This is a genomic window from Synechococcus sp. Cu2B8-bc1011 (genome assembly GCF_047302735.1).
Classification (GTDB): domain Bacteria; phylum Cyanobacteriota; class Cyanobacteriia; order PCC-6307; family Cyanobiaceae; genus Synechococcus_C.
The window spans coordinates 1,763,308-1,789,181 of record NZ_CP138915.1 but is presented as its reverse complement, the minus strand read 5'-3'; the positions used below and the strand labels follow the sequence as shown (position 1 = coordinate 1,789,181).

General features: G+C 54.0%; 22 protein-coding genes. 15 read left to right on the top strand and 7 right to left on the bottom strand.

Features of this window, described 5'->3' with window-relative positions:
• The first annotated feature begins 74 nt into the window (after positions 1–74).
• Genes SIC18_RS09275 through SIC18_RS09265 form a run of 3 tightly spaced genes read left to right on the top strand, consistent with a single transcriptional unit; the run spans position 75 to position 4,977 of the window.
• Positions 75–992 (top strand): branched-chain amino acid transaminase, encoded by a 918-nt coding sequence (locus SIC18_RS09275; protein ID WP_006852572.1) that lies wholly within the window; start codon positions 75–77, stop codon positions 990–992.
• Positions 993–1,050: 58 nt separating this feature from the next.
• A complete protein-coding gene (gene metH / locus SIC18_RS09270) occupies positions 1,051–4,671 on the top strand; it encodes a methionine synthase (RefSeq protein WP_413429406.1) in 3,621 nt (1,206 codons plus the stop codon).
• A 33-nt stretch (positions 4,672–4,704) separates the two neighbouring features.
• A complete protein-coding gene (locus tag SIC18_RS09265; protein WP_413429405.1) occupies positions 4,705–4,977 on the top strand; it encodes a DUF4090 family protein in 273 nt (90 codons plus the stop codon).
• A 30-nt stretch (positions 4,978–5,007) separates the two neighbouring features.
• On the opposite strand, the gene SIC18_RS09260 is transcribed toward SIC18_RS09265, so the two are convergent.
• Positions 5,008–5,238, bottom strand: a complete 231-nt coding sequence (locus tag SIC18_RS09260) for a hypothetical protein (RefSeq protein ID WP_048346462.1) — start codon at positions 5,236–5,238, stop codon at positions 5,008–5,010.
• A 111-nt stretch (positions 5,239–5,349) separates the two neighbouring features.
• Between SIC18_RS09260 and SIC18_RS09255 the strand changes: the two genes are divergently transcribed.
• Entirely contained in the window at positions 5,350–5,757 is a 408-nt protein-coding gene (locus SIC18_RS09255; protein WP_250395393.1) for a DUF2237 family protein, read from the top strand.
• Here the strand turns inward: SIC18_RS09255 and SIC18_RS09250 are convergent.
• A complete protein-coding gene (locus tag SIC18_RS09250; RefSeq protein ID WP_413429403.1) occupies positions 5,739–6,467 on the bottom strand; it encodes an SDR family NAD(P)-dependent oxidoreductase in 729 nt (242 codons plus the stop codon). The two genes, SIC18_RS09255 and SIC18_RS09250, sit on opposite strands and share 19 nt — an antisense overlap.
• On the opposite strand from SIC18_RS09250, the gene SIC18_RS09245 reads away from it, so the two are divergent.
• The 5 genes from SIC18_RS09245 (at position 6,466) to SIC18_RS09225 (ending at position 12,095) form a co-directional block, all read left to right on the top strand.
• Complete coding sequence (locus SIC18_RS09245; protein ID WP_413429402.1) at positions 6,466–7,443, top strand: SpoIID/LytB domain-containing protein; 978 nt, start codon at positions 6,466–6,468, stop codon at positions 7,441–7,443. The genes SIC18_RS09250 and SIC18_RS09245 overlap by 2 nt on opposite strands.
• Positions 7,379–8,329 carry an ATP adenylyltransferase gene (locus tag SIC18_RS09240; protein ID WP_371190323.1) on the top strand — a complete coding sequence of 317 codons (951 nt, stop codon included), beginning with the start codon at positions 7,379–7,381 and terminating at the stop codon, positions 8,327–8,329. Before SIC18_RS09245 ends, SIC18_RS09240 begins: the two co-directional genes overlap by 65 nt.
• A gap of 56 nt (positions 8,330–8,385) precedes the next feature.
• The gene (locus tag SIC18_RS09235) at positions 8,386–9,045 is read left to right on the top strand and encodes a sigma-70 family RNA polymerase sigma factor (protein ID WP_048346459.1); all 660 of its coding nucleotides are present in this window, start codon (positions 8,386–8,388) and stop codon (positions 9,043–9,045) included.
• A gap of 368 nt (positions 9,046–9,413) precedes the next feature.
• On the top strand, positions 9,414–10,994 hold the full coding sequence (locus SIC18_RS09230) for a DUF3370 family protein (RefSeq protein WP_413429401.1): 1,581 nt from the start codon (positions 9,414–9,416) through the stop codon (positions 10,992–10,994).
• 42 nt (positions 10,995–11,036) lie between these two features.
• Positions 11,037–12,095: a molecular chaperone DnaJ gene (locus SIC18_RS09225; RefSeq protein ID WP_413429400.1), complete on the top strand. Its 1,059-nt coding sequence runs from the start codon at positions 11,037–11,039 to the stop codon at positions 12,093–12,095.
• 785 nt (positions 12,096–12,880) lie between these two features.
• Here the strand turns inward: SIC18_RS09225 and SIC18_RS09220 are convergent.
• On the bottom strand, positions 12,881–13,375 hold the full coding sequence (locus SIC18_RS09220; protein ID WP_048346455.1) for an allophycocyanin subunit alpha-B: 495 nt from the start codon (positions 13,373–13,375) through the stop codon (positions 12,881–12,883).
• 80 nt (positions 13,376–13,455) lie between these two features.
• On the opposite strand from SIC18_RS09220, the gene rlmD reads away from it, so the two are divergent.
• Positions 13,456–14,850, top strand: coding sequence for a 23S rRNA (uracil(1939)-C(5))-methyltransferase RlmD (gene rlmD / locus SIC18_RS09215; protein ID WP_413429399.1), 1,395 nt, complete (start codon positions 13,456–13,458; stop codon positions 14,848–14,850).
• On the opposite strand, the gene pheT is transcribed toward rlmD, so the two are convergent.
• Positions 14,828–17,278: a phenylalanine--tRNA ligase subunit beta gene (gene pheT, locus SIC18_RS09210; protein ID WP_413429397.1), complete on the bottom strand. Its 2,451-nt coding sequence runs from the start codon at positions 17,276–17,278 to the stop codon at positions 14,828–14,830. The two genes, rlmD and pheT, sit on opposite strands and share 23 nt — an antisense overlap.
• Before the next feature lie 153 nt (positions 17,279–17,431).
• Here pheT and rpmG point away from each other — a divergent pair, with 153 nt between their 5' ends.
• The 3 genes from rpmG to SIC18_RS09195 all read left to right on the top strand — a co-directional run bounded on the left by rpmG (position 17,432) and on the right by SIC18_RS09195 (position 19,936).
• Positions 17,432–17,632: a 50S ribosomal protein L33 gene (gene rpmG / locus SIC18_RS09205; protein ID WP_011619264.1), complete on the top strand. Its 201-nt coding sequence runs from the start codon at positions 17,432–17,434 to the stop codon at positions 17,630–17,632.
• 38 nt (positions 17,633–17,670) lie between these two features.
• Positions 17,671–17,892: a 30S ribosomal protein S18 gene (gene rpsR / locus SIC18_RS09200; protein ID WP_006041316.1), complete on the top strand. Its 222-nt coding sequence runs from the start codon at positions 17,671–17,673 to the stop codon at positions 17,890–17,892.
• A 106-nt stretch (positions 17,893–17,998) separates the two neighbouring features.
• A complete protein-coding gene (locus tag SIC18_RS09195) occupies positions 17,999–19,936 on the top strand; it encodes a ribonuclease catalytic domain-containing protein (protein ID WP_048346452.1) in 1,938 nt (645 codons plus the stop codon).
• On the opposite strand, the gene SIC18_RS09190 is transcribed toward SIC18_RS09195, so the two are convergent.
• On the bottom strand, positions 19,930–21,756 hold the full coding sequence (locus tag SIC18_RS09190) for an FAD-dependent oxidoreductase (protein WP_413429396.1): 1,827 nt from the start codon (positions 21,754–21,756) through the stop codon (positions 19,930–19,932). The two genes, SIC18_RS09195 and SIC18_RS09190, sit on opposite strands and share 7 nt — an antisense overlap.
• Positions 21,753–22,403, bottom strand: coding sequence for a Mo-dependent nitrogenase C-terminal domain-containing protein (locus SIC18_RS09185; protein WP_413429395.1), 651 nt, complete (start codon positions 22,401–22,403; stop codon positions 21,753–21,755). Before SIC18_RS09185 ends, SIC18_RS09190 begins: the two co-directional genes overlap by 4 nt.
• Before the next feature lie 60 nt (positions 22,404–22,463).
• Here SIC18_RS09185 and metG point away from each other — a divergent pair, with 60 nt between their 5' ends.
• Together metG and lptC are read left to right on the top strand one after the other, a co-directional pair.
• Positions 22,464–24,005 (top strand): methionine--tRNA ligase, encoded by a 1,542-nt coding sequence (metG, locus tag SIC18_RS09180; RefSeq protein WP_250395464.1) that lies wholly within the window; start codon positions 22,464–22,466, stop codon positions 24,003–24,005.
• Complete coding sequence (gene lptC / locus SIC18_RS09175; protein WP_413429394.1) at positions 23,924–25,219, top strand: LPS export ABC transporter periplasmic protein LptC; 1,296 nt, start codon at positions 23,924–23,926, stop codon at positions 25,217–25,219. The genes metG and lptC overlap by 82 nt, the downstream gene beginning before the upstream one ends.
• Here the strand turns inward: lptC and SIC18_RS09170 are convergent.
• Complete coding sequence (locus SIC18_RS09170; protein ID WP_250395466.1) at positions 25,149–25,814, bottom strand: cofactor assembly of complex C subunit B; 666 nt, start codon at positions 25,812–25,814, stop codon at positions 25,149–25,151. The two genes, lptC and SIC18_RS09170, sit on opposite strands and share 71 nt — an antisense overlap.
• Between the last annotated feature and the right edge of the window lie 60 nt (positions 25,815–25,874).

Genomic DNA, 25,874 nt, shown 5'->3' with positions numbered 1-25,874 from the left:
CTCCATTCTGGTCTGATCACATCCCACCAACCGCGCGAGGTGAGTGAGAAAATTTGAGCATCGATCAATGTGCGATGCATCAGTTCCTTCCCTACGCCTGGTTTGAAGGCCGCTGCATCCCGTTTGACCAGGCCAAAGTGTCGATCGCAACCCATGCCCTGCACTACGGCACCGGTGCGTTCGGAGGCATGCGCGCCATACCGGATCCGGAAAAACCTGGCGGCATGCTGTTGTTTCGACCCGATCGCCATGCGCGCCGCCTCTCACAAAGCGCCAAGCTCTTGCTCGCTGATCTGACGGAAGAAACGGTGATGGAGGCTCTGATCGCCGTACTCAGGGCGAACAAACCCACGACGCCGATCTACCTCAGACCGTTTGTTTACACCAGTGATTTAGGCATCGCACCACGGCTGCACAACATCGAGACTGATTTTCTGATTTACGGCTTAGAGCTTGGCGATTACCTCTCTCCCGATGGCGTGAGTTGCCGAATCAGTAGTTGGACCCGGCAGGAGGATCGCTCCCTTCCCCTACGCGGAAAAATCAGTGGTGCTTACATCACGAGTTCGCTTGCCAAAACGGAAGCCGTCACCAGCGGCTTTGATGAAGCCCTGCTCATGAACACGCGGGGAAAGGTGAGCGAAGCCAGTGGGATGAATCTGTTTTTAGTGCGCGATGGCGTCCTGATCACCCCTGGCGTTGATCAAGACATTCTTGAGGGAATCACCCGCTCCAGCGTGATTGAGCTGGCCAAGCACATGGGATTGCAGGTGATCGAACGCCCCGTGGATAAAACTGAACTTTGCATCGCTGATGAAGTGTTCCTCACGGGAACGGCCGCGAAAATCACGCCGATTCGTCAACTCGAATCCACCGTCTTGCCGACCAACCGACCGGTGATGGATGCCTTAAGAAAACGTCTGGTTGCGATTACGGAAGGAAAGGATCCGGAGTTCAGCCACTGGGTGACCAGGATCGAGCTCGAAGGCTAAGGATGGCTCTTGGGATCAAGAGCAGTTCATAGAATGGGGTGAGAGAAGCGATTAAGCGATGCAGGCCGTCACAAAGACTTCAACCCTGAACGCTTCCCGCTTTCTACAACGTCTGCATGATCCGTCGCGTCCCGTGTTGGTATTCGACGGTGCCACCGGTACGTCGCTTCAACAGATGGATCTCGGTCCAGATGATTTCGGTGGCGTTGACCTCGAGGGTTGTAACGAGAATCTTGTGGTCACAAGGCCCGATGCCGTGCAGGAGGTCCATCGCCAGTTCCTTGAGGCGGGCTGCGATGTGATCGAAACCGACACGTTCGGAGCCACCTCCCTGGTACTAGCGGAATACGAGCTTCAGGATCAAACCTACGAACTCAATGTTCAGGCTGCACGGTTGGCCAGGGAGATGGCCGATCGCTACAGCACCCTTGAGAAACCCCGATTTGTGGCGGGATCGATGGGCCCCACCACAAAGCTGCCGACCCTCGGCCATGTGGGGTTCGATGAGATGCGCGATTCCTTTGCCGAGCAGGCCAGAGGCTTGCTGGCAGGGGATGTGGATCTCTTCATCATCGAAACCTGTCAGGACCCCCTGCAGATCAAGGCGGCTCTGGGTGGCATTGAACAGGCATTTGAGGTGGCCGGTGAACGACGACCATTGATGGTCAGCGTCACGATGGAAACCACCGGCACGATGCTTGTCGGCTCCGATATCGCAGCGGTGGTGTCGATCCTTGAGCCCTTCCCCATTGATGTTCTCGGTCTCAACTGCGCCACCGGTCCGGAGCAGATGAAGGAGCACGTCAAATATCTGAGTGCCCACGCTCCCTTCGTGGTGAGCTGCATTCCCAACGCCGGACTGCCGGAGAACATCGGTGGTGTGGCTCACTACCGCTTAACTCCGGTTGAGATGAAGATGGCGATGCACCACTTCATCGAAGATCTAGGCGTTCAGGTGATCGGTGGCTGCTGCGGCACCACACCCGCTCACATCGCCGCTCTCTCAGAACTGTCGCAGGAGATGCGTCCCGCTGACCGGCCGGTACGAACCCCAGTCCTCAGAAAGGAGCGCCCACTGCTTGGGGCTGAAGCTTCCGTTTCCTCGATCTACGGAACAACGCCCTATCACCAGGACAACTCATTTCTGATCATCGGTGAACGGCTCAATGCCAGTGGCTCAAAAAAAGTCAGGGACCTCCTTAATTCCGAAGATTGGGATGGCCTTGTAGCGGTCGCCCGCGGCCAGGTGAAGGAAAACGCCCACGTGCTTGATGTAAACGTCGACTACGTCGGTCGCGATGGCGAAAAGGATATGCATGACCTGGTGAGCCGTTTGGTCACCAACGTCAACTTGCCATTGATGCTCGATTCCACCGAGTGGCAAAAGATGGAAGCCGGCCTCAAGGTGGCCGGTGGCAAATGCCTGCTGAATTCCACTAATTACGAGGACGGCGACGAACGCTTCTTCAAGGTATTGGAACTAGCTCGAGCCTATGGCGCGGGGGTGGTGATCGGCACCATCGATGAAGACGGCATGGCCAGGACAGCGGACCGCAAATTCGCCATCGCCCAGCGCGCCTACAGGGATGCGGTCGAATTCGGGATCCCCGCTCACGAGATCTTCTACGACCCTCTGGCGCTGCCAATCTCAACGGGCATCGAGGAGGACCGCCGCAACGGCTGTGAAACCATCGAAGCCATCAGGCGAATCACCACGGAATTGCCCGGTGTCCATGTGGTGCTTGGCGTCAGCAACATCAGTTTCGGACTCTCGCCAGCGGCACGGATCAACCTCAATTCTGTCTTCTTGCATGACTGCTGTAAGGCGGGAATGGATGCGGCGATCGTCAGCCCCGCCAAGATCCTGCCGCTGATGAAGATCAGCGAGGAACATCAGCAGGTCTGCCGTGATCTGATCAATGACAAGCGTCGATTTGAGGGGGATGTCTGCACCTACGACCCGCTCACTGAACTCACCACGCTGTTCGAAGGTGTAAGCACTAAGGAAGCCCGGGCCTCAGGTCCCTCTCTAGCTGACCTTCCCGTTGAAGAGCGACTGAAGCAGCACATCATCGATGGCGAGCGCATCGGCCTAGAACCAGCCCTTGATGAGGGTCTGGCTCAGTACAGACCTTTGGAAATCGTGAACACATTCTTGCTCGATGGCATGAAGGTGGTGGGTGAACTCTTCGGTTCAGGTCAAATGCAACTGCCTTTTGTGCTGCAGAGCGCCGAAACCATGAAAAGTGCGGTGGCTTATCTCGAACCGCATATGGAAAAAACCGAGGGGAAAAGTTCAGCCAAGGCCAAATTCCTAATTGCAACAGTCAAGGGTGATGTTCACGATATTGGCAAGAATCTTGTGGACATTATTCTCACCAATAATGGCTACGAAGTAGTCAATCTAGGCATCAAACAATCGGTCGATGCAATCATCGAAGCTCAACAAACCCATGAAGCAGATTGCATCGCCATGAGTGGTCTTTTGGTGAAATCAACCGCTTTCATGAAAGACAACTTGCAGGCCTTCAATGAGGCTGGTATTTCCGTTCCAGTGATTCTCGGCGGTGCGGCACTCACACCTCGCTTTGTTCAGAAAGACTGCCGTGAGGTCTATGACGGCCAGGTCATTTATGGGCGTGATGCCTTCGCAGACCTGAGATTCATGGACGCTCTGGTGGAGGCCAAAAAAGGTGGTGAATGGGATAACAACAAGGGCTTCATGGGCGCCATTCCCGAAGGTCTGGGGCTCAATGGGGATGCCAACAGTCATGAGACCGAAGAGGCTGATTCGAGTGCCAAGCAGGAAGAGGCCAAGCCCAAGGCTCCCGTCAGCCGCGAGCGCTCGAAGGCCGTGCCTGAGGAACCTGCTCTGGAGCCACCATTCTGGGGAACCAACGTACTTTCAGAGGAGGAGATCAATCTGGAGGAGGTCTTCAGTTATCTCGATCGCAATGCACTCTTCGCTGGCCAATGGCAGATCCGCAAAAGCAAGGATCAGAGCCGCGAGGAGTATGAACAACAGCTCAAGGAGAAGGCCGAGCCCGTATTACAGGAATGGTTGCAACGCTCCCGCTCTGAGCAGTTGCTGACGCCACGGGTGGCCTATGGCTACTTTCCCTGCGGCAGGGATGGCAATGCCGTCGTCGTTTTCGATCCTGCAGATCCCAGCGTTGAGCTGGGCCGCTTCGAACTTCCCAGGCAGCGTTCGGGAAACAAATACTGCATCGGTGATTTCTATCGGGATCTCTCCCCCGAGGGCCGACCCACTGATGTTCTTCCCATGCAGGCCGTCACCATGGGAGAGAAGGCCAGTGCCTTTGCGAGGGAACTGTTCCAGGCTGATCGCTACAGCGATTATCTGTATTTTCACGGCCTGGGCGTCCAGATGGCCGAAGCTCTGGCGGAGTGGACCCACGCCCGGATCCGCCGTGAACTTGGCTTCAGCGCTGATGAACCGTCGGCCCTACGCGATGTATTGGCCCAGCGCTACCGCGGCAGCCGCTATTCCTTTGGCTATCCCGCCTGCCCGAATGTCGCCGATTCAAGGCCGCAGCTCGATTGGCTGAATGCAGAACGCATCGGCCTCTCCATGGACGACAGCGACCAGTTAGAGCCTGAGCAGAGCACAACCGCTTTGGTGGCACTCCACAGCCAAGCTCGATACTTCAGCGCCTGACATGCCAACCTGAGCCGCTGCAGAACAATTCCCATGGCAATAGCAGGACCTGGTGGTGTCGATGAAGCCATCGCAGCTGGCCTCGACCTGGATGGAACCCCGATTCCAGGGCCGATGGTGAACCTCTACAACGAGGTCATGGACCTGGAGAGCAAGCGGGCACGTAGTGGCGTCAAAAAATCAATGCGCAATCGGATCGTCAAGACCGGTGCCAAGCATTTCGATCAAGACACTCTGAACAAACGGCTGATCGATGCCGGCTGGGATGGGCTGAAAGCCAAGGAGATCGCTTTTTTCTTCAGTTGAGCGGCCACCTTTACCGAGCTCTGTTCAGGATTATTCCTGGCAGAGCTTTTCCATCGTGTCGATCACTTCCTGCTGAAAATCGTCGAGCGCACTGGACTCGCTCAAATCAAATCCCTCTCCCGCAGCGTTCTGCGCAAGATCCTGAAAGTGGAACGCTCCCTCACCATTGGCGAGGAACTCAATAGCGGACGATTCGCCACTTTCGCGGAACGCGTCGCAGAGGGCGAGAAACGCGGCGTCTTCAGTGAACTCCCAATCCATCGAGGAGGCATAACTGAACGACCTTTAACGCCTAACCCCCGGGATCCGTCAACCATCTCGTTTCAGAATGTGCCAGTCATTCGGCAGACTCCAGGCAGCCAAAGCAAGCGAATGCCGTCAAAGGAACAAGGGCAAAAGCCAGTTGGGAAAAGGGATCTGAATGTTTTAGGTGGCGAGCTTGAAGGCTGTAGTTGTGAACCGATGACAGGTTGGTTTCGAGATGGACATTGCCGCACCGATGCCAGCGATTCAGGACAACACAGCGTCTGCTGCGTGATGTCAGAACAATTTCTGAATTACAGCAAGGCCCAGGGGAATGACCTGAGCACTCCGATGCCCAACTTTGGCTTTCCTGGACTTCAACCAGGCGATCACTGGTGTGTCTGCGCCCCACGTTGGAAACAGGCCTACGACGACGGTATGGCTCCACCCGTGCGACTCGAAGCAACCGAATCCACAGCGCTGGAGGTGATCCCGTTAGAGGTCCTCAAGATGCACGCTCACCAGGGAATCTCCTGACCGTCCCAAGCCAGGAAACGACCGCTTTCGCCAGCTGTCTGACGCAACAAAACATCGAGCAATAGAGCGGCCGCTTTCTGAGGACTGAACAAGCGATCCGGCGGAACAAAACTCTGAAACGGTTTGGAAAGAGCCGTATCGGTGGTCCCTGGATGGAGCATCGTGACGGTGGCGAGTGGAAATCGCCGCGCCCACTCCACACTCAACGAACGCAAGAACATGTTCTGGGCAGCTTTGGATCCGCGATAGGAGTACCAGCCCCCACTGTGGTTGTCACCGATACTCCCCACCCGCGCACTGAGACTCGCAAAGTGAAAAGGACGATCACGCGTCAGGACAGGTTCAATCGCTTTGGCGAGTAGCAAAGGCCCCGCAGCATTGATGGCAAACGATTCCATCAAATGATCGGCACAAACCTGCTGCAGACGCTTCTCAGGGGTCAAGGAAGCTCCATGCAGTCGCCCTGTGGCATTGATGACCAATCGAAGGGGCTGGGGATCCTCCAGGAGCCTCTGAGACAACGCCTGCAAACTCTCTGCAGACTCAAGATCAACGAGCCAATCAGCGTCTGACCCCAATGTTCGACCACAGAGCGTCACCTTCAGAGTGGGCTGACGACGTTGCAGTTCCTGCGCAAGTGCCGTACCAAGACCGCCACGGCCAACGATCAAGGCACGGCCAATCCAAGCAACTCTGTTGATTTCAGGCATGATCGAAAGCGTGGTCCGAGGGACAGTGAGACAGCTCACACCACTGTTGCTGGGAATGTCCGTAACCGCGGGACTGATCGGGGTGGTCACCTGGGGTGTCCAAGCGATTGGGCAGCTTGAACAACAACGCACCCAACAACACCTCCTCGAAACGCTGCTAGAGGAATCCGGCACCGATCATCAACCTGTTCACGCCTCTGCTGATGACTCCATCAACTCAGCCGATGCATCCAAATCGGTACTGCACGCAAGTCCTGGTGCTAAGCCGCTAGGAGCCCCAGGCAATCCAATTGTGCGCGTTGCTTTGTTAAGTCAGTCGCCACCCCGCTCTGTGGACTTATCAGGACAGGTCGAATGCAGATTGAGCAACGGTAAAGTCGTACAAAAAAGAACCCTAAATCAACTAATAGCCGGTCATCATTCGAATTTTGTGACCTGCCATTCAGGTCAAACTGGCACCATCGTCGTGAATGAACGCTCGTATCCGGAGACGGTTTATTTCCTTAACAGAGGTCATGGTTGGACTGTGATTAACCAGCTGCCTATGGAGCGATACGTTGCCTCTGTTGTTGGCGCGGAGATGCCTAGTCACTGGAATCCTGAAGCATTAAAGGCACAAGCAGTAGCCGCACGCTCCTACGCCCTAGTGCATCTTGTGCGTCCTGCAGATTCTGATTTCAATCTTGGTGATACGACACGTTGGCAAGCCTATGGAGGCCTGGAGAGTCAAAGCGTGGCCACAACCGACGCCACTAAAGCCACACAAGGTCTTGTACTTAGTTTTAAAGGAGGACTGGTGGAATCTTTATATGCATCGACAAGTGAAATCGCTGCTGAAGCGCATAGCCATTTAGGCGCAAGCATGAGTCAGCACGGTGCCCAAAACTTAGCAATGGAGGGTCTCAAATTCAATGAAATCCTTGGTCGATATTACGTGGGTGCATCCCTCGCGAGGCTCAAAACAGATGGGAACTAAAACCTACTGGACTCGAGCGCTCGAGCAAAGCGAGAGGGCATTGATGTCTGGTGCTCTAGTTCCACTGAGCACCTCATTAGAACATCTTTTTAGGAGTCCAGAATCACATTTCGAGTTGAGAACTCTTGAAAGTCGCTTACCCAAACATTTAAAAATAGACGGGCCCAAACCCAATCCATTTCAACCATGGGATCCGTCGCTGGAAGTGGCAACTCTGAATCCAGGTCACGCCGTCATCCTGAATAAATATCCTGTCCAACGCGGACACATGCTCCTGATTACTAAAGATTGGGCCGCCCAGGATGGTTGGCTCACTCTGGCTGACTGGAGAGCTTTAGTGTGCGTTGACCAAGACACATCTGGGCTGTGGTTCTTCAACAGTGGTCCGATTGCGGGAGCGAGTCAGCCCCATCGACATCTTCAACTTCTCCCACGCAGCAAAGACGAGACAAGTTGTCCTAGAGACCTCTGGTTTCTAAACCGATTGATATCGAAAGGAACGTACGAATCCTCTAGCGATCCCTTATTGAACGGCTGTTCCGTTATCTCACGATTCCATCACAGCAACGATGTTGATGAACAGGCACAAGATCTTCAGGACAGCTATTTATCACTCTCTAAACAGCTAGGCATAGGCCATCCCTCTCAGGATCATCGTCCAAGATCGTTTTACAACCTGTTGTTAACACCGCAATGGATGGCGATGGTGAGGCGTCGCCAAGAAGGCGCAGCTGGTTTCAGTATCAATGCCCTTGGATTTGCTGGATATCTCTTGGCCACTGCAAACTCAGATCTGAACTGGCTGAAGACCCATGGACCCGAGGCTTTATTGCGAGAAGTGATTCTCGAAATCCGTGGAAACACGGTTGTGAAGAGAACCCCTTAGATGTCTGTCTGAGGAGGGACATCCGGCCGACACCGACCCTTCCTTCGACAACAGCCATGAACAAAACCCACGCGATCAGAAATCAACGAATCGAGCGACATCTGAAACTTGTTGATCCCATTGCTGGCCATTACGCCAGGCGATCGGGACTCGATCGAGAAGATCTCAAACAGGTGGGGAGGCTTGGGTTGCTACGTGCCGCGGAGGGTTATCAGCAAAGCCAGGAGAAACCTTTTGAGGTGTATGCAAGGCCCCATATCAGAGGGGCAATCCTTCATTACCTCAGAGACAGTGTGGGACTAGTCAAACTCCCCCGCCGCCTCCAAGAACAAGCGCAGCACACGATTAAAAACAACTCTGCACAGCCACAACAAAGACAGGAGATGTCTGCTGAGCTGGAACTGAACGTGCATGCCTATCGTTGCCGACAGTCATGGGAACCTCTAGACGAAGGCAGGGTTGCAGCTGACGACCCTGTATGGCAACCGCTGCTGATGCAGGAGCGGGCCAAACGGATCTGGACGGCAATCAACGGATTAGGGCCCTCAGAGAAAAGGGCGCTCATTGAAGTGGTGCTGGAGGGTGCCAGCCTTCGTGGAGCCGGAACAAAGCAGGGTGTGAGCGCAATGACCATGCAGCGCAGACTGAAGCGCGCCCTAGCCCAGTTGCGCCAAGACCTTGGTGATCAGGATTCGTCGTCGCTGTGGTCCCGCTGAATTTGCCCTTCAAGCGTGGACATCGCTGCTGTTACAGCAGCAAGTTGGCGTTCAAGGCCATCACGCCAAAAACGGAGCATCTCCATCTTGCGTTGCTGGTGATGACTGCGCCAATGACTGGACTCACATGAGGACTGACAGAAAAAGGGAGGCAGCATGATTAAACACATGATCTTCCATAATCCTGGCGAATTGTTCCAGAAATCGGGACTGCCAACACACACTTGGCGCTTCTGAACCAGACGATTAGGTTTGGAGCTTGCGGAGAGCTCAGGCCTCAGCGCCCCCACAACCAGTCTCGCGTGTCTCACCGATTATCAAAACTGGTCCTAGGCAGCGTCGCAATTGCGACGCTCAATTTAGGTGTCATGGAGTGTGCGCACGCCTATGTGCCACTGATGGCTGGTCAAAGGGCTCGAGCTCTTAATGGCACCTTTAATAACGTTCCAGTCCTTCATTCCAATCAACCCGAAATTGTTAAAGGACCTGGAATCCTCGTCACCACAGCGCCAGGATCTGCGATTGCCGCCGAAAACAATCAACCAATCAAGAATCCTGAATTTACTTTTAATGGCGAATTCGGCTTGCATATGCACCATAAATATTATCCACAAGACAGCAGTAAATTAGGTGGACGTCGCGCAAGAGGTTTATTAACGGTTGCTGCAATCGCTATCAACCCAGGCAATAATCCAGTCACACTAAGATTTAAAAGAGGGTCTGTAAAAAACAGTTTTGAGGCTCCTTATCACCCCAACCGTCTGATGGGGGTAAAGCCCCTCGGCCGCCGTCCTTGGAATACAGGTCCTGGTGACGCTACAGCGGTTCAAATGCTGCGAGGAGAACTCGATCGCAAACTCCCAGCTGAAATAACGATCCCAGCTCGAAGCCGTAAGGTCATTGTGAGTTCAGTTCTTCCTGCCAGGGGAATTATGAATGGACTGCTCAGAGGCCGCAGTGATGGACCCTTCCAACTTGCTGTTATTGCAGCAGAAGAAACAAGCCAAGAGCAAGAACTCATAGCCGTTCTTGACAGAAAAAAGCTTGCTCCAGGACGCATTTATTTAAACCGTCTGAATGAGATCCGTACCGGCAAAGTCTTTTCAAGAGTGGCTGGTGTAGCCCTTGGCGATGAGTACAAGGCCTCAATCAATCATGATCTCTCACAGGGAGCTCTGCACATTCCACTAACAAGCACTCGCAAGCATCATTTTGGAACAAGAGACATACAGGTCAATCAATTGTCAACGCGAATGATTGATTCTGCACTCAATAATGTGGGCACCTATGGCGTACGTTTTGATGTTGAGATGAATCTTTCAGGCGTTGGCGCTCACGAATTAGTTTTAAGCCATCCAGTCGCGTCCGGACGAAAACCTTTCACTGCATTCCGAGGATCCATTGGAATTAAAAGTGCCGAAGGCTATCGAGAAGTTCATGTTGGAATGAAGTCGGGCCAGAGCCTGCCCCTCGGCCAAATCAAGGCTCAGCCAAACTCTGTCAATCCGGTCACGGTGAGCCTTGTTTATCCAGCCGATGCAACGCCAGGTCACCTCTTAAGCGTGGTTCCAGTGACCCAGCTCGCCATGCTTCGCCGCCGCGAAGAGATGCTCAAAGCGGCAAGAAAAGCTGAAGCAGCAGCTAAAAAACGAAAGGTTGTTCCGACAACGCCTCCACCGGCAATCAATGCACAGCCGAATCTGCGTCAGGCCAAAGACAACAAGGCAAAGCCGATCATTCGATCTCCTCAACCTCAAGCCACACCGCAGACCTATCCCAAACCTGCCCCAAGGATTCCTCCTCCGTCTCTTGCCGCACCATCAAGTGGCACCAATCAGTTGCCGTCAGCGATGATCATGCCTCAGCGCGTGAATGACTCGCTGGAGCAACGTTATCGCGATGCAATCAAGGCCCAACAGGATTGGTTGCGTCGACTACAAGGTCAATAGGTTTCGCGCATTTCATTTACTCGGATCATCGCGGCAGACTGAATGGGGCGTCGGATCACACTTGAACTTCCTGATCATCTCGTCGATCGCCTCGACGAGCTGAAGAAAGAGTGGTGCATCAGATCGAGAGGCGATTGCTTAACGCGATTGCTCGAAGAAATCTGGACTGACGAGACAGATCTCGAGACAGATGCCGATGATCTGCTCGAGAGCGGAGCCATCGAGGATCCAGAGGACGTTTCGGCATCAAGCTCGCCTGATGCCATCGGATCTACCCCAGGCCAGCAACCCACAAAACCTTCCTACGACGAAGACCGGGCCATCGTTTTAGTGCGCCGAAGTCAAGACCCTAAGGAGCAAGACGCAGCGTCGCTGCTCACCGATGAGACCAGTCAGCCGAACCAAAGAAAAACGAAAAGTCCTGGCATTGACCTACCGGGATTTGTACGCAGCCGTACACAAGCCATCCGAACCAGCCTGCAAAAACCGCAAGTACCAGAAGAGCGGCCCGACAGTCCCTTTGTACCGGTGGTGAGTTTTGACCACCTCACCGCTTGCTGCGCTAAGGCCATCGATCATTGGACCAATCTCTATGGATCAATGCCAGGAGCAACGGTTCTTGAAGCGGTCATGCTCTGGATGGCCCGAGATATTTGGCCCCAATTAGATGGAAGCGAGGGCCGCACCTTCACCTGGAGTCAGGTGAACCAGTCCATGCAAGACGTCTGTGCGGATTGGTCTGTGCAATCTCCAAAATTCGAACATGTGATTGTCGCTGCTGCAGTTCTCGAGGATCCATTTGCAGCAGGGAGCTTGGAGGATCGCATTCCAACCTTGATTCGCCGCTTTGTGAACCGCTTCAAACGGAGCCGGCGTGTGACGTCATTTGAAACCTTGGAATCCACCATGACCCTTCATGGTGCTCTGCGTTTGTTAGATCTGCCCACACAGGCTGGAGCATCACTCACATTGCGCACCATCCGAGACGCCTACAAGAAAAAGGCAATCGAGGCCCATCCCGATGCAGGTGGCTCTACGGACGGCATGAGACGACTCAACGAGGCTTACCAAATGTTGCGCGAGCTCTACAGAGACAAATAACCTCAGCAGTCTCGCTCGAGGCTCATCAATGGACTCACCGAGAGACTCAATTGGGATCAATTTGAATCAGTTGTCTCAGGCAGGTCTCAAGGCAAGTCCAAGAAAGAGTCGCAAGTGAGACTCCCGGTCAACTTGTTGTTAAGACCCATCTTTTCCATCGTTTTAAATGCAGGAACCTTCAGCACCCTGTCGACTGAGCCGATAAAAACGAATGGATCGTCCGAGACGGAACTCTGATTGCGATGCGCTCACCGCAAAGCCACGATGCAATCCCTGTCCACGTACAGCGATTGCATGTCCAAGGCAATGATGGCCAATGCAAACACAAGTGCTTGCAGCCTTCTTGAAGCTCGCGTACCTGCTGTAGACACAGTGACGCAAGAACGCTGGCCTCCCTGTTCAGCCCTAGCCAGCCTTATGCCCCGGGCCACCTTTTTGGGACTAAACACCGGAAGCGCTCACGGAACCGAAAACAATCAAATGCGGCTCACTCGTGTCTTATTAATAGACTGATAACAAGACGCAACTGAGACTAGCGAGATAAGTGATTAGGTTGTGCGCGATAAAGGTTCTCCTGCCTTGGCGCAGAAACGAACCGCCCCATTCCTGCCAGAACGTGGGGTTTCACCGGTGACATTGGGGAGAAACCAAAATGCCTAGAGGCATCGCTTAAGCCGAAAGACACTCATGAAGTGTCTCGAACGAGACGTGTGGAACACAGTCTCGAGAGCAGTCAGCAAGAAAACAGCACTGGTCAGGCGGCTGTGGGATTAAGACAGGATGGCTTAGGTCGAGGTCTGCATCCCTTGAATGAGGTAATCGAAATAAGGAGCTGCGAGTGCTTGCTGGTCTTCAGAAAGAAGTGTCAAAGAAGCCTGTCTCATGCAGCGCATGGCTTCCACCATTCCAGGCATCGGAACACCAAGGCTGTTGTACATCTCACGCGCACCCACTAGACCAATCTGTTGGATGAGCTCGGTACTGCCTGCAAGAACTCCATAGGTCACGAGGCGTAGATACCAGCTGTAGTCACGCAGGCACTGGGCTCGTTGCTTCTGACCGAAGGCATTGCCTCCAGGAGCAACGTATTCAGGTTTTCGACTGAACAGCTGTTTCGCTGATTCATCGACGATTTTCTTTTCGTTCTCAGTGAGACTTCGAACAACAGATAAACGATTCGAACCCTGGCTGAGGAAATCAACCATGGATCGCAGTTCACCACTGTTGGGGTAACGCAGATCGTCATCTGCTCTGAGAATCAGATCCCGTACAACGCTCATGTCAGCTGGCAAGCTTGAATGAGTCTAGAGCTATCGATCGCTTCGCATGAAATTGCGGTGATTGGTGTTACGCCTTTGCAATGGCCCAGTCCTTGAGCGACCCACCAGTCGCCGGTCAAATCATCACCGTTCTCGGGAGCGATCTCAATCACCAGGGCCTTGGACTGGCTCGCTGGCAAGGCTGGGTGGTGATTGTTCCCCAGCTGCTTCCAGGGGAAGAAGCCCAAGTGCAGTTGCTGCAACGCAAGAAGTCGCAATGGTTTGCACGCCATCTCAAAACGCTCGTTGCAGGCCCAGGCGCAAGAAAATCCCCCTGCATCCTTGCTCAAGACTGTGGAGGCTGTTCTCTGCAGCACCTCGAAGACAGCCTCCAGGCGGAATGGAAGCGCACGCGTCTGGAACAGACCCTTAGACGGATCGGTGGAATCGACATCCAGTCGCCTGCGCCGATCAACAACGACCTTGACCATTTGGGCTACCGCAATCGAGCCCTGATTCCCTTGCTTCGGCGAGAAGATCAACTGCGACTGGGGTACTACCGACGCGGGAGCCACCGGATCGTGAACCTCAATCGTTGTCCAGTCTTGGACCCGCGCATCGATGCCCTGATCAAACCTCTCAAACAAGACCTGGAAGCCAGCGGCTGGCCAGCTGATGCTGACTTGCATGGCGAACCGGGTCTGCGCCACCTTGGCTTGCGCGTGGGTGTGAGAACAGGAGAACTGCTGATCACATTGGTCAGTGCAACAGCCGAACTCAACGGTGTAAAAACGCTGGCCGAGGAGTGGATGAACCGGTGGCCTGCCCTAGCCGGTGTGACCTTGAACCTGCAACCACGCCGTAGCAATACCGTTCTCGGTGCGATCACCCACACGCTCGCTGGTCGAGATTGCATCAGCGAACGCTTCTGCGATCTTCAACTCCTTCTAGGAACCACCACGTTCTTCCAAGTGAATACCGATCGTGCTGAGCAGATCGTGATTGTTTTGCGCGATTGGCTTCTCCAGCTTGGAGACTGCAAACGATTAATTGATGCCTATTGCGGCATTGGAACCATCAGCTTGCCGATCGCTGCAGCTGGAATAGGCGTCGTTGGTCTTGAAATCAATCCGGCTTCTGTCCAACAGGCACGACAGAACGCGGCCTTGAATGGAATTACTGAAGCCAGCTTTGAAGCCGGCGATGTGGCATTACTACTGGGAGATTACCTTCGGGATCACGATGCTCTTGTGGTGGACCCACCACGAAAAGGATTAACGCCAGATGTGCTAGACGCCATCCTGAATTGTCCACCCAAAAGCCTGGCTTACCTGAGTTGTGATTCTGCAACCTTGGCGCGGGACATCAAACGACTGGTCTCAGATAACGGTCCCTACGCCATTGATCGCATTCAACCGGTGGACTTCTTTCCCCAAACAACCCATCTGGAATGCCTGGTGCTGATGAAGCGCATCAACTTCGAAGCTCAACGTTGAATTGTTTGACCAAGGCCTGCCGAACCTTGTCTTGCACAGGCTGTAGTTGCTCATCGGTCAGCGTGCTGTCTTTGCCGCGATAACGAAGGCGGAAAGCCTGACTACATTGATCATCAGGGAGTTGACCTCCTTCAAACCGATCGATCAATTCCACACTTTCGAGAAGCGGCTTCCCCGCTTTGCGAATGGCCTGCATCAGGTCGGCAGCTGGCAATGTTTTCGGCACAAGCATCGCCAGATCCCTTTCCATCGCAGGAAGTGTTGAGAACGCTTTGAAAGTGGGAACCCAACGATTGCGCCGCGTTGCCGCTTCCAAGAGCCTTGGCAGATCAAGGTCAAACAGATAGGTGGCGTCGGGGAGCTCGTACTGCGAACACAGCAGGGGATGGAGCTGGCCAAAGCAACCCATGCTGCGTCCTTCGACCACCACTGCTGCTGCACGCCCGGGATGAAGTCGCGAGTCGTCAGAGAGAGGGCGATCTTGAGTTTCCAGGCCTAGGGAGTTCAAGACGGTGGCGAGTACACCACGAGCCATGAAGTAATCGGGCATGAGTGGCTTGCCGCTGCTGGACCAGCGTGAAACACGCCGTTCTCCACAAATCACTCCACCAAGACGCGCTGTCTGGACAATCTCTCGGTCCTGAGGATGAAACACATGGCCAATTTCAAACACCCAGCAGCCGGGCTGGGACGCTTGAAGGTTGCGTTGGCAGATCTGAAGATGCTCCTGCCAGAGCGCAGTTCTGAGATGGCTGGTCTCCGCCAAGAGAGGATTGCTGATAGGAATCCGATTGGGATCATCGGCATCCGCACCCGTAAGCGATAAGCAGGTGATCTCTTGAAGACCAGCACTACAAAGGCGGCGACGCAACCGACGCTCCGCCTGCTGCCTATCGGTGAGCCCCCCTGGAGCGAGGGGATCAGGCAAGTGAGCACCAAAACAGTCGAATCCCACAAGACGCGCCACCTCCTCGATCAGATCCACCTCGCGACGAAGGTCCATTCGACGGGAGGGGGGGACCACCACAGTCCAGCCGTCCTCAGAAGAGTTGAGTTGACAACCGAGTGCTGACAAACAATCTTCCACTTGTTGATCACTCACATCGGTTCCTGCTTGGCCCTCAGCAGCCAAAGGCCCCAGAAGCTGATGAAGGGCGTGACGGCGAAGAGTCACCACCGGTTCAGGATCTTCCTCGGCAGAGCACTGCCAGCTGATGCCAGCCACACCACCTAGGAGTTGATCCATTAGTTCAAGCGCACGACCAGCCGCAGGCAAGGTGATCTGACGCGGTAGACCTTTCTCGTAACGAGAACTGGCATCCGTACGCAATCCTGTTGCACGACTGCTGCTACGGATCGAAGCAGGAGTGAACAGGGCTGATTCCAGCCAAATTTTGCTGGTCGTCGCCGTCACTCCGGACTCAGCACTACCGATCACCCCCGCAATCGCAACCGGTCGATCACGACAAGTCACCAACTGAACGCGCTCATCCACCTCGATGGTGCGGCCATCTAAACCCGTGAAGGGTTCCTTGGAGCGTCCTTGCCTCAGTCCAAAATCAGAGGGCTTGAGGTCGCTGCCACAAAGCCGTTCCAAGGCATCAAGGTCGAACGCATGGAGGGGTTGACCTTGTTCCAACATCACCAAATTGGTGATATCCACAATGGCGTTAACAGGTTTCACACCGGCCCGGAGAAGTCTCTGTTGGAGCCACGCAGGAGCATCTTTTCCACCATCAAGGCCGCCCACTTCAGTCAGGGCGTAAACACCCCCCTCCTTCATCGCAGATGCATGGTCTGCTGAAGGGTTCAGATCAGCTACGGACGTTGGAGCCTCCGGCTGAGGTAAGTGCAGAGACGCTCCTGTCAGCGCCGCCACTTCCCTTGCAATTCCTGTCATCGACAAACCATCTGGCCGATTCGCAGTAATCGCCAATTCCAGAACGGTGTCATCCAAACCAAGGCATGGCGCCACTGGTGTTCCAGGTGCAGGAAGGCTTTCAAGCAAATCGTCCAAGACAGCAATGCCGTCAACATCCGTGGGTTGCCCGAGCTCGGCGAGCGAACAAATCATTCCCTGGCTCGCGACCCCACGTAACTCACCAGCCTTGATCGTGAGATTCACCGCAGGAAGAACGGCGCCAATGGTGGCAACAGGAACATGAATACCTGCTCGCACGTTGCTTGCACCACAAACGATCTGAACCGTCTCCTCTGCTCCAATATCCACAACACAGACACTGAGCTTGTCGGCATTGGGATGTTTGTCGCGTTCGAGAACATGGCCCACCACAACACCTTGCGCCATTCGGCTCAAATCATCGATCTCCTCCACCTCAAATCCAGCCATGGAAAGGCGTTCGCCGAGTTGATCTGCGGCTTCATTTACCTGGACGAGATCCTGCAACCAGGAAAGGGAGACCCGCACATCAACGATTCAATCGGATCGCGATCCTACGAAGCACCGTGGAATCGTCAAAACAAAACACCATTGGAATCGTCAAAAATTTGAATGGTGTCAGTTGAAGATGTAAAGTCGTTCTTTGTTACTACGCTTCGCTTTTGCGGCGCAACGTCCTTTATGGCTAAAAACAAGGGCGTCCGGATCGTGATCACTCTCGAGTGCACTGAATGCCGGTCCGCCTCCGCCTCTGAAAAGCGTTCTCCCGGCGTGTCTCGATACACGACGGAGAAGAACCGACGGAACACCACTGAGCGGCTGGAGATCATGAAATTCTGCCCCCAGCTCAACAAGATGACTCTCCACAAGGAAATCAAGTGATTTTGCAGGTGTTCTTCGTTCAACAGCTTTCCTGAGTTATGTCTAGTTCCTTCTTCAAGAAGCGTCTTTCTCCGATCAAACCTGGAGATCCCATTGACTACAAAGATGTGGATCTACTGAAGAAATTCATCACCGAGCGAGGAAAAATTCTTCCTCGTCGTTTGACAGGGCTGACTGCGAAGCAGCAGCGCGACCTGACGAATGCGGTGAAGCGTGCGCGCATCGTTGCATTGCTGCCCTTCGTGAACCCTGAAGGCTGATCCACTGGCTTCGTCCTCTCTCCAACCAGGAGATCTTGTCGGCGTTCACGAGTCGAAAGGTAATCAACTGGCTGTCATCGAATCGCTTCAAGGCAGCAAAGCGCGCTTGAAACTCGGATTCGATCGCAAATCTGTTGTTCTACCTCAACGGCAATTGGATCTTATTTGCCCCCTGCCCTCCGGAGCTGAACTTCCGGATGGTCTGGGGGCTTCTCCTTGGAATCTGAAACCCGAACAAGTCAACACTGCGTGTCTCGATCGTCGCAGTTGGGGCTCGGCATGGCTCTTGCTTCTGGAGTCAGACGAGACAGTTGAGATTGATTTTTTGTGTGATCTGGTCTGCGGAGGAACCAGTCCAAGCCAGTTGGCGCTGTGTTGGCTGGCCTTAATGGGTCCCCAGCTTTGGTTCCGTTACAAGCAGGATCAAATCAAGGCTCGCTCAGCAGATGAACTGAAACCGTTGCGCCGACAGCAACGACTCAAAGCCCTGGAACAGCAAAGAGAACAACTCTGGAAACAGCTGTTGAGCTCCCGAAAACAGCTGGATCTCGCAAGCCTCCCCCAAGCCCTATGCGAAAGGTTCGAGCAACTCAAGGACCTGGTTTCAGGTTCCATCGAATTTGCCCAATTGGATCGGTCCGTTCAGCAGAGCCTGGTGGGTCTACGTCTCGATCAAGACCGGGCTGAGCTTCGACTTCTCTTGGTGGATCTCGGACTTTGGGATCCTCATCAACTGGCGTCGATGGCCGGAACAACCTGGTCATCGGGATTTAGCCCGGCTCTACTTGAAGAGGCCGAACGCTTGGTGGGGCTCAACGCGAGCGAACGCCCCGGTGACTCCGAACGCATCGATCTTTGTGATCAGCGCTGCTTCACGATCGACGATCAAGAGACCCGGGATATTGATGACGGGATCGCGCTTGAACGCCGCGACGATGGTACCCAAAGAATCTGGATCCATATTGCCGACCCCGGACGACTGATCGATCAAGACTCAGCTCTTGATCTCGAGGCGAGGCGTCGCGGGAGCAGCCTTTATTTAGCGAAAGGCAATCTGCCAATGTTTCCAGAATGCCTGTCGACGGGGCCTTTCAGTTTGCGAGCACGAACGCGAACGGCTGCCTGGAGCATCTGGGCGGAACTCACATCCGAAGGAGAACTCGGAGATCACGGAATCCAACGGAGCTGGGTCCAACCCACCTACCGACTCAGCTACGACGATGCCGATGAGTTGATCGAATTGGCACCCCCAGAAGACACCGACCTAGCGGAATTGGATGCGCTCCTCAGCCTCAGGCGTGAGTGCCGAGTCCGCGATGGAGCCTTGCTCATGGATCTTCCAGAAGGGCGAATTCGGTGTCGAGATGGTCAGCCTTCTCTGGAGGTCAGTGAACCTGGTAGATCAAGACAGATGGTGGCCGAAGCGATGATCTTGGCGGGTGCGGCGGTCGCCAGATTTGCGGAAGTTCATGACCTCGCCTTGCCGTTTCGCAGCCAGCTGACCGCTGACCTCCCCACCAGCTCCGAATTGGAGGCGCTCCCCGATGGAGCCGTACGATTTGCCGCCATCAAGCGCTGTCTCAGTCGTGGACTGATGGGAACCCAACCCGCAGCCCACTTCAGTTTGGGACTGGCCGCCTATGCCCAGGCCACATCGCCCATCCGTCGCTATGGCGATCTCGTTGTGCAGCGGCAATTGCAAGCTCAACTCAATGGCGAGGAAGCTCTGAATCGCGATGCCATGCAACTGCTGATCACCGACTTTGATGCAGCGGTGCGTGAAGGCATTGGGATCTCCCGGGAAGACCAACGCCACTGGCAGCAGGTTTGGTTTGAACACCACCGTAAGGAGCAATGGGCTGCTCAGTTCTTGCGCTGGTTGAGACCTCAAGATCAGCTTGGATTGGTGCGAATCGACGACCTAGCCATGGATGTGGCTGCGGATTGTCCAAGAGATTCAGAACCGGGCGAAGGCATGCTGATCAACGTGCACCATGTGGACTCGGCACGAGATCAACTCAGACTTGTGGCCACGGCTCATTGACTGTCCCCGGAGTCATGCAGGCTGATACCCCGTAACCAAGGCCCCCAGGGGTTGGCGACGGCGCGTAACTCAACGGCTTTAGGACGTTCCTGATCCGCAAGCCAATCGCTCAGCTCAGGCTCCAGGGTGATCAAGGGCCAACGTCGACCACCCACCAGTTCCAGTTCGTATCCACCGTGGTGATCAGGCACCAGTGTTCCTGACCAAACGCCCTGTTGAGGCTGGGGAGGAGGAGAGATCGAAACCTTCTCCTCTGGACCTAGCCAACAACCATTCGGGCCCAGTAGCTCAGGGTTGTTCAGACAAGCGCGCTGCCTTTGTTGCCAATGGGGATGATGCCAAGGGGTGTCCCAAAGCGGAACAAGTCCGGAAGGAGCCGTGGGCTCCTCGATTAAGAGCTCTTGAACAAGCCGAACTGGAAGAGATGCGAGGGGATGTCGGAGCCGAATCGACAGGGCCGCAGCAGCTCCAGCAGCCTGTCCCACATTGAAAATCAGTGGTTGGAGCCTTGTGGCCCCATTGGCCATGTGGCTCGTACTAAAACCCTTGTCAGCAACTAACAGGTTGTCGACATCAGCACTCACCAGCGCTTGATACGGGATGCAGAAGGGAGTCCCTGACCAACGACCACCCCAGCGACAGCTTTTTGGGGTTAATGGCCAATCAGGTCCTGGATAGTGATGGTCGTTGGCGTAATTACCAACAGCAATTGATTGCAGCTCACCGGCGTCATTCAAAGGAAGTGCAGCGATGGATTGACCGGTCGTCTGAGGCAGCAGCTCCTGTTCAATCACTGTCCGGAGTCCAATCATCCGGCGCCCCTCCCGCCAGTAGGGCATGGCCGCCAACCAGGGAGCCAGGCTTCCAGACTTCTGAGGGAACCCATGGCCAAAGGCCAACCAACCGTCGCTTGCTTCTGAAAGGGCCTCAACAAATTGAAGACTGTGGGCTTGCATCTCCCGAAACAGCTCTGCTTCCCTTTGAGGATCTCCACGAAATGCAGGCTCCAACCCCCGGTGCCAGTCATTGCCGTGCAACGGCCAATTGAGCATCACCAGTCCGCCAGGCAGGCGGCCATACGTGATGGTTCGTTCCAGGCCGAAGGCCTCGCAAGCCCGCTCAAACGGCGCTGGTAACACCGGCTGATCAGGGAGAAGAATGTTGGAGGAAGCATCGGGCTCCAAACGATCGCTCTGCAGCTGACCCATCACCACCCAGGTGGGGGACTGCACAGGCTGCTCTCGAAAAAAATCTTCTGTCTTAAGGCGCTGCTCGCTGGGAGCGCTCGGCTCCCCCCACACCTCCTCAGCCTCCCACCCAAAACGAAAGGGTGCCTCAGCCAAAGGCAATAAATCTCCGCGATCACTTCCGTCGATCACCAGATCGCAGACAATGCGGTGAACATCACTGGAGCGTTGAATCAGCACTGCTTGGACCGAAGATCCAGAGCGTTCCACATCCAGCAACTGACAATCCGCCCACCACTGAAGATTCGGGAGTGCCTGCACCCAGTTTTGAAGAATCGCCTCAGCCGTCGTAGGCCGATAACCAAAGCAGCTCACCCAGTTCTGATCGAGACCTTCAGGCTCGGCTTGATACAAAGCCCTCAGGAAGGCACCCCACAAACCGGTCTGCCAGGGGGCAAGTTCATTGCCATCAGGGCAACACACACCCGCCGTACTGACCATTCCCCCAAGCCAGCGACCTGGAGTGAGAAGAAGCGTGTCTGCCCCGGACCGAGCAGCCTGAACTGCAGCAGCAACGCCTCCGGTCCCACCACCCCAAACCAATACTGGGATGTGGCAAGTTTGCGCTGTCATGCCTGAGCGGAATCGAGACAGCTAATCCGCAATTGTTCATCCACTGAAAGATGACCAAGGCAACGAAACCGCAGCGCCACAAGCTGCTCATACAAAGGGTTGATTTTGCACATCGGTGGAATGTGGACCAGCTTGCGGCCAAACAAAATGATGTCGCGCTCAAACGGGCACTGAGAAGGAATCAGGTGAACGATGAAGGAGGAAATCCTCTCGTCACAGGGATCCAGATCATCCAGCCAATTCTTCAGGGGATCTAAAGGCTTCCATGGCTGAGTCACCCCACTGGAGCAAGGAACCAAGCTGCTGATTAATTCGCTATTCAGGCCAAGCGCCTCGGCCCAGATCTGAAGTAAGTCAAGTTCCACTTGGCTGAGATGGCCATCAGCCAAAGCAACCACCACAGCAGATCTCAGGAATTGCTCCGCTTGGTTGGGGTCCAAGGAAAACAGTCGTCTGATGTCTTCCGGATCAGGGGCCTGCCAAAGATTCCAATCAAAGTCTTGAACTGGACAATCGTTATTGAGCTGCTCAGCGAGCTGCCGCTGTTCCTCAGGATCGAAGTCTCCATCAACTAGGGCCAACTGGTGCAACGCCGCAAGCCAAGTGGACCTCGCTTCATCTTCGAACGCAACGTTGAGAATCGGCATGGCGGAGCGAAGGGGGGTCGTTAGGATCCAAGGCCGGAAGGGGACCACCCCGAGACGACCATGATTTATACCCTTACAACCCCGCTTTATTACGTCAACGACAAACCACACTTAGGAAGCACCTACACCACCATTGCTTGTGATGCATTGGCCCGCTTTCAAAGGCTGGAAGGCCATGAAGTGGTGTTCGTGACTGGCGTTGATGAACACGGTCAAAAGATCCAACGCACAGCTGCTGATCAGGGAATTAGTCCAATTGATCACTGCAATCGGATCACAGCCAGGTACGAAAAAGCTTGGAAGGAATGGGACATCAGCAACGATCGATTTGTCCGAACCACCTCACCACGCCATTTGCCGCTGGTCCAACAGTTTTTCCAACGCTGTGAAGAGGCAGGAGATATCAGAAGTGGACGACAAACCGGTTGGTATTGCGTTGGTTGTGAGGAATTCAAGGATGATCCCGCCGAAGCAGTTAACCCAACGTGTTCGATCCACCAGAAACCATTGGAGTGGAGAGATGAGGAAAACCTTTTCTTTTGTTTGTCGCACTTCCAAGACAAAATTGAGAAGCTAATCGAGCAGTCCGACTTCATTGCACCAGCGAGTCGTCGCAACGAGATTCAAAATTTTGTAGCAGGTGGATTGCGCGACTTTTCCATCTCAAGGGTCAATGTGGATTGGGGATTACCAGTACCAGGGCATCAAGGCCATACCTTTTATGTCTGGTTCGATGCCTTACTCGGCTACCTCACAGCTCTATTAGACGATGGTGGGACTATTGAGCTTGATCGCTTAAATGCTGTTGGCTGGCCAGCGAATCAACACGTGATTGGCAAAGACATCTTGCGTTTCCATGCTGTGTATTGGCCAGCAATGTTGATGTCAGCAGGTTTAGCTTTACCCAAAAAAGTATTTGGTCATGGTTTTTTAACCAGAGAAGGTCAAAAAATGGGCAAGTCGATTGGCAACGTGCTTGACCCAGAATTACTTTTAAATCGCTGCGGCACAGATGCCGTTCGCTGGTATCTCTTACGCGATATTCAATTTGGAGACGATGGTGATTTCCAACAGCAGCGTTTTGTCGATCTCGTCAACAATGACCTCGCCAATACCATTGGCAATTTGCTCAATCGAACCTCATCGATGTCTCGTAAATGGTTTAACGAGTCCACTCCCACTGTTACGTCCAAAGACAGCGATCAACATGCGTTACGCCAGTCCGCAGAAACAGCTATTGCTTCGGTGCGCGAGGCCATGCCATCCATGGCCTTTCAGAAAGCGGCTGAGGCCATTCTTCACCTAGCGATTCAAGCGAACGGATACCTTAATGACCAAGCACCTTGGAGCAAAATGAAGAAGGGTGGTCAAGAAGCTCAGGTCGCGGTCGACTTATACGGAGTTCTAGAGAGCGCTCGACTTGTGGGATGGCTACTCCAACCTCTCGTTCCTGATTTGAGCGAGAGGATTTTGTCCCAGCTCAACCAACCTTCAGCAACTAACTGGACCGGAGAACTGGTATGGGGACGTCTCGAATCTGGCCATCCCCTACCCCAGCCCCAGCCAGTGATGCAACGACTGGAACTCGAAGAAGCACTGTGACCTTGGCTCAGCAATTCACCATCAACAGGTTGCTGAAAAGCGCAACCTTGATGACTCCAGTGATTCTTAGTGCCCTCATGCTGGGATGCACCTCATCCACAGACAATCGCGCGGGAACTGATGCACCCCTGCCATTTGTGTTTCGCAAGTTGGAGCTTGAACAAAAAAAATCGAGTGGAGATATCGACTGGAAACTCTCGAGCCCCGAAGCTCGCTATGAACTGTCACGCAGATTAGTGAGAGCTAAGCAACCCATAGGAATTCTCTACAACAAGAACAAACCATCTTTTAAAATTAGAGCTGAGTTTGCGGTAGTCATCAATGATGGTGAACAGATAATTCTCGAAGGCGATGTTCAGCTACAGCAAATCAATGGTCAAAAGCTATTAGTTAAAGGTGAAAGATTGCGTTGGATTCCAGAACTCTCTCGCCTGGTGATGGAAGAAAAGCCAAGAGCTTTTGATGCTCGTTCGAGAATCACCGCAACCATTGCCATTCTTCAGCAAGACACCAATGACCTAACTCTCAACGGTCCTGTTCAACTCGATCGCTGGCAAGACAAGCTCGCACTCACGATGAAGCCAGATACGGCTGTCCGAACAGGAAAGGCGCTGTGGAACCTAGAAAACGGCGCGCTCAAAGCGGATGGACCAGTTCTGGGTCAACGTCGCGATCAAGAGGGCGTTGTCTTAGAGCAGCTCGAGGGACGTGAATTGATCGGCAATACCAAGAAAGGCGTCATCACGGTGAAATCTCCTGTGACCGTCACCATGCCTAGAAGCAAAGGCCTGTTACTGGCCAAAGACACCAGCTGGAATTTCCGTCAACAAACCCTGAGAAGTAACGACTCATTTGAGGGGTTGATCAATGACATCCAGATCAATGGTGAACGTTTCAGCGCTGAACTCGATCAAAATACTGTGATCATCCCTGAGGGCTGCCGCATCAAACAACCAGGCGAACGGTTACGCGCGCGGAAATGCCGATGGAATTGGCAAACAGACGAAGTTTTAGCGACTGGAAACGTTCGGGTAGAACGGGATGACAACAATCAAATTACAGAGGCACAAACGCTCAGAGGATCTGTAGGAGAGAAAGGATCACTGACTTTCTCAGCTCCAGGCAACAAGGTACGTTCCGAACTCACGATTGAGGAAAAGACGAATCGTCAGGATCAATCAGAAGAGCGTTCTCAAGCTCCAGTGTTGTTTTAAGCCTTTCAGCCCAACCCATCAGCCACCGTTCATCGGATCGACTGAAACATCGCTCCGACCAGCCACCAATCACAACCCAGCCACTATCTCCAAGTGGTTGCACCATCACGGAAGGCAAGCCGGGCAAAACGGGGTCAAACTCAGCTTTACCCGGATAGAGGGCTGTTTTCACGAGCGAAACAAGTTCTTGCTTTTGGAGGGAGCGTCGACAAATTTGGCCCGGTTCAAAATCACCAGTTCCTAAAAGGCCACGTCGAAGCAGAACGGAACCCTTCCAAAAGACAAGAATCGTGGCGGCGGAGGTCGCTGTAAGGAATTGATGGCTACCCCACGCCATTTCAGCTCGTACCGCATCGGTCAAGTTGGAAGAGAGCACAAAACCCTGCTCACCTTCAAGTTCAACCGCATCCGGACTGCGTGGGGAGGCCCGGGTCCAGAGTATGGAAACAAGCATCAAACCAACTCCCGCCATCCCGGCAAGAACATCGGCTCGCTCCAGACTTGGAGTGATGGTTTCAGCAGTGCTGGCATTCAGGATCGAAAGCCCCAAAACAAGCACGCCTGCGAGCAAACACCATTGGGCGGATCTCAACATATTTTGCAACTCATGAGCAGTCAGATCGATGCACTCTTGCTGAAATAGAAGCATTCCCCC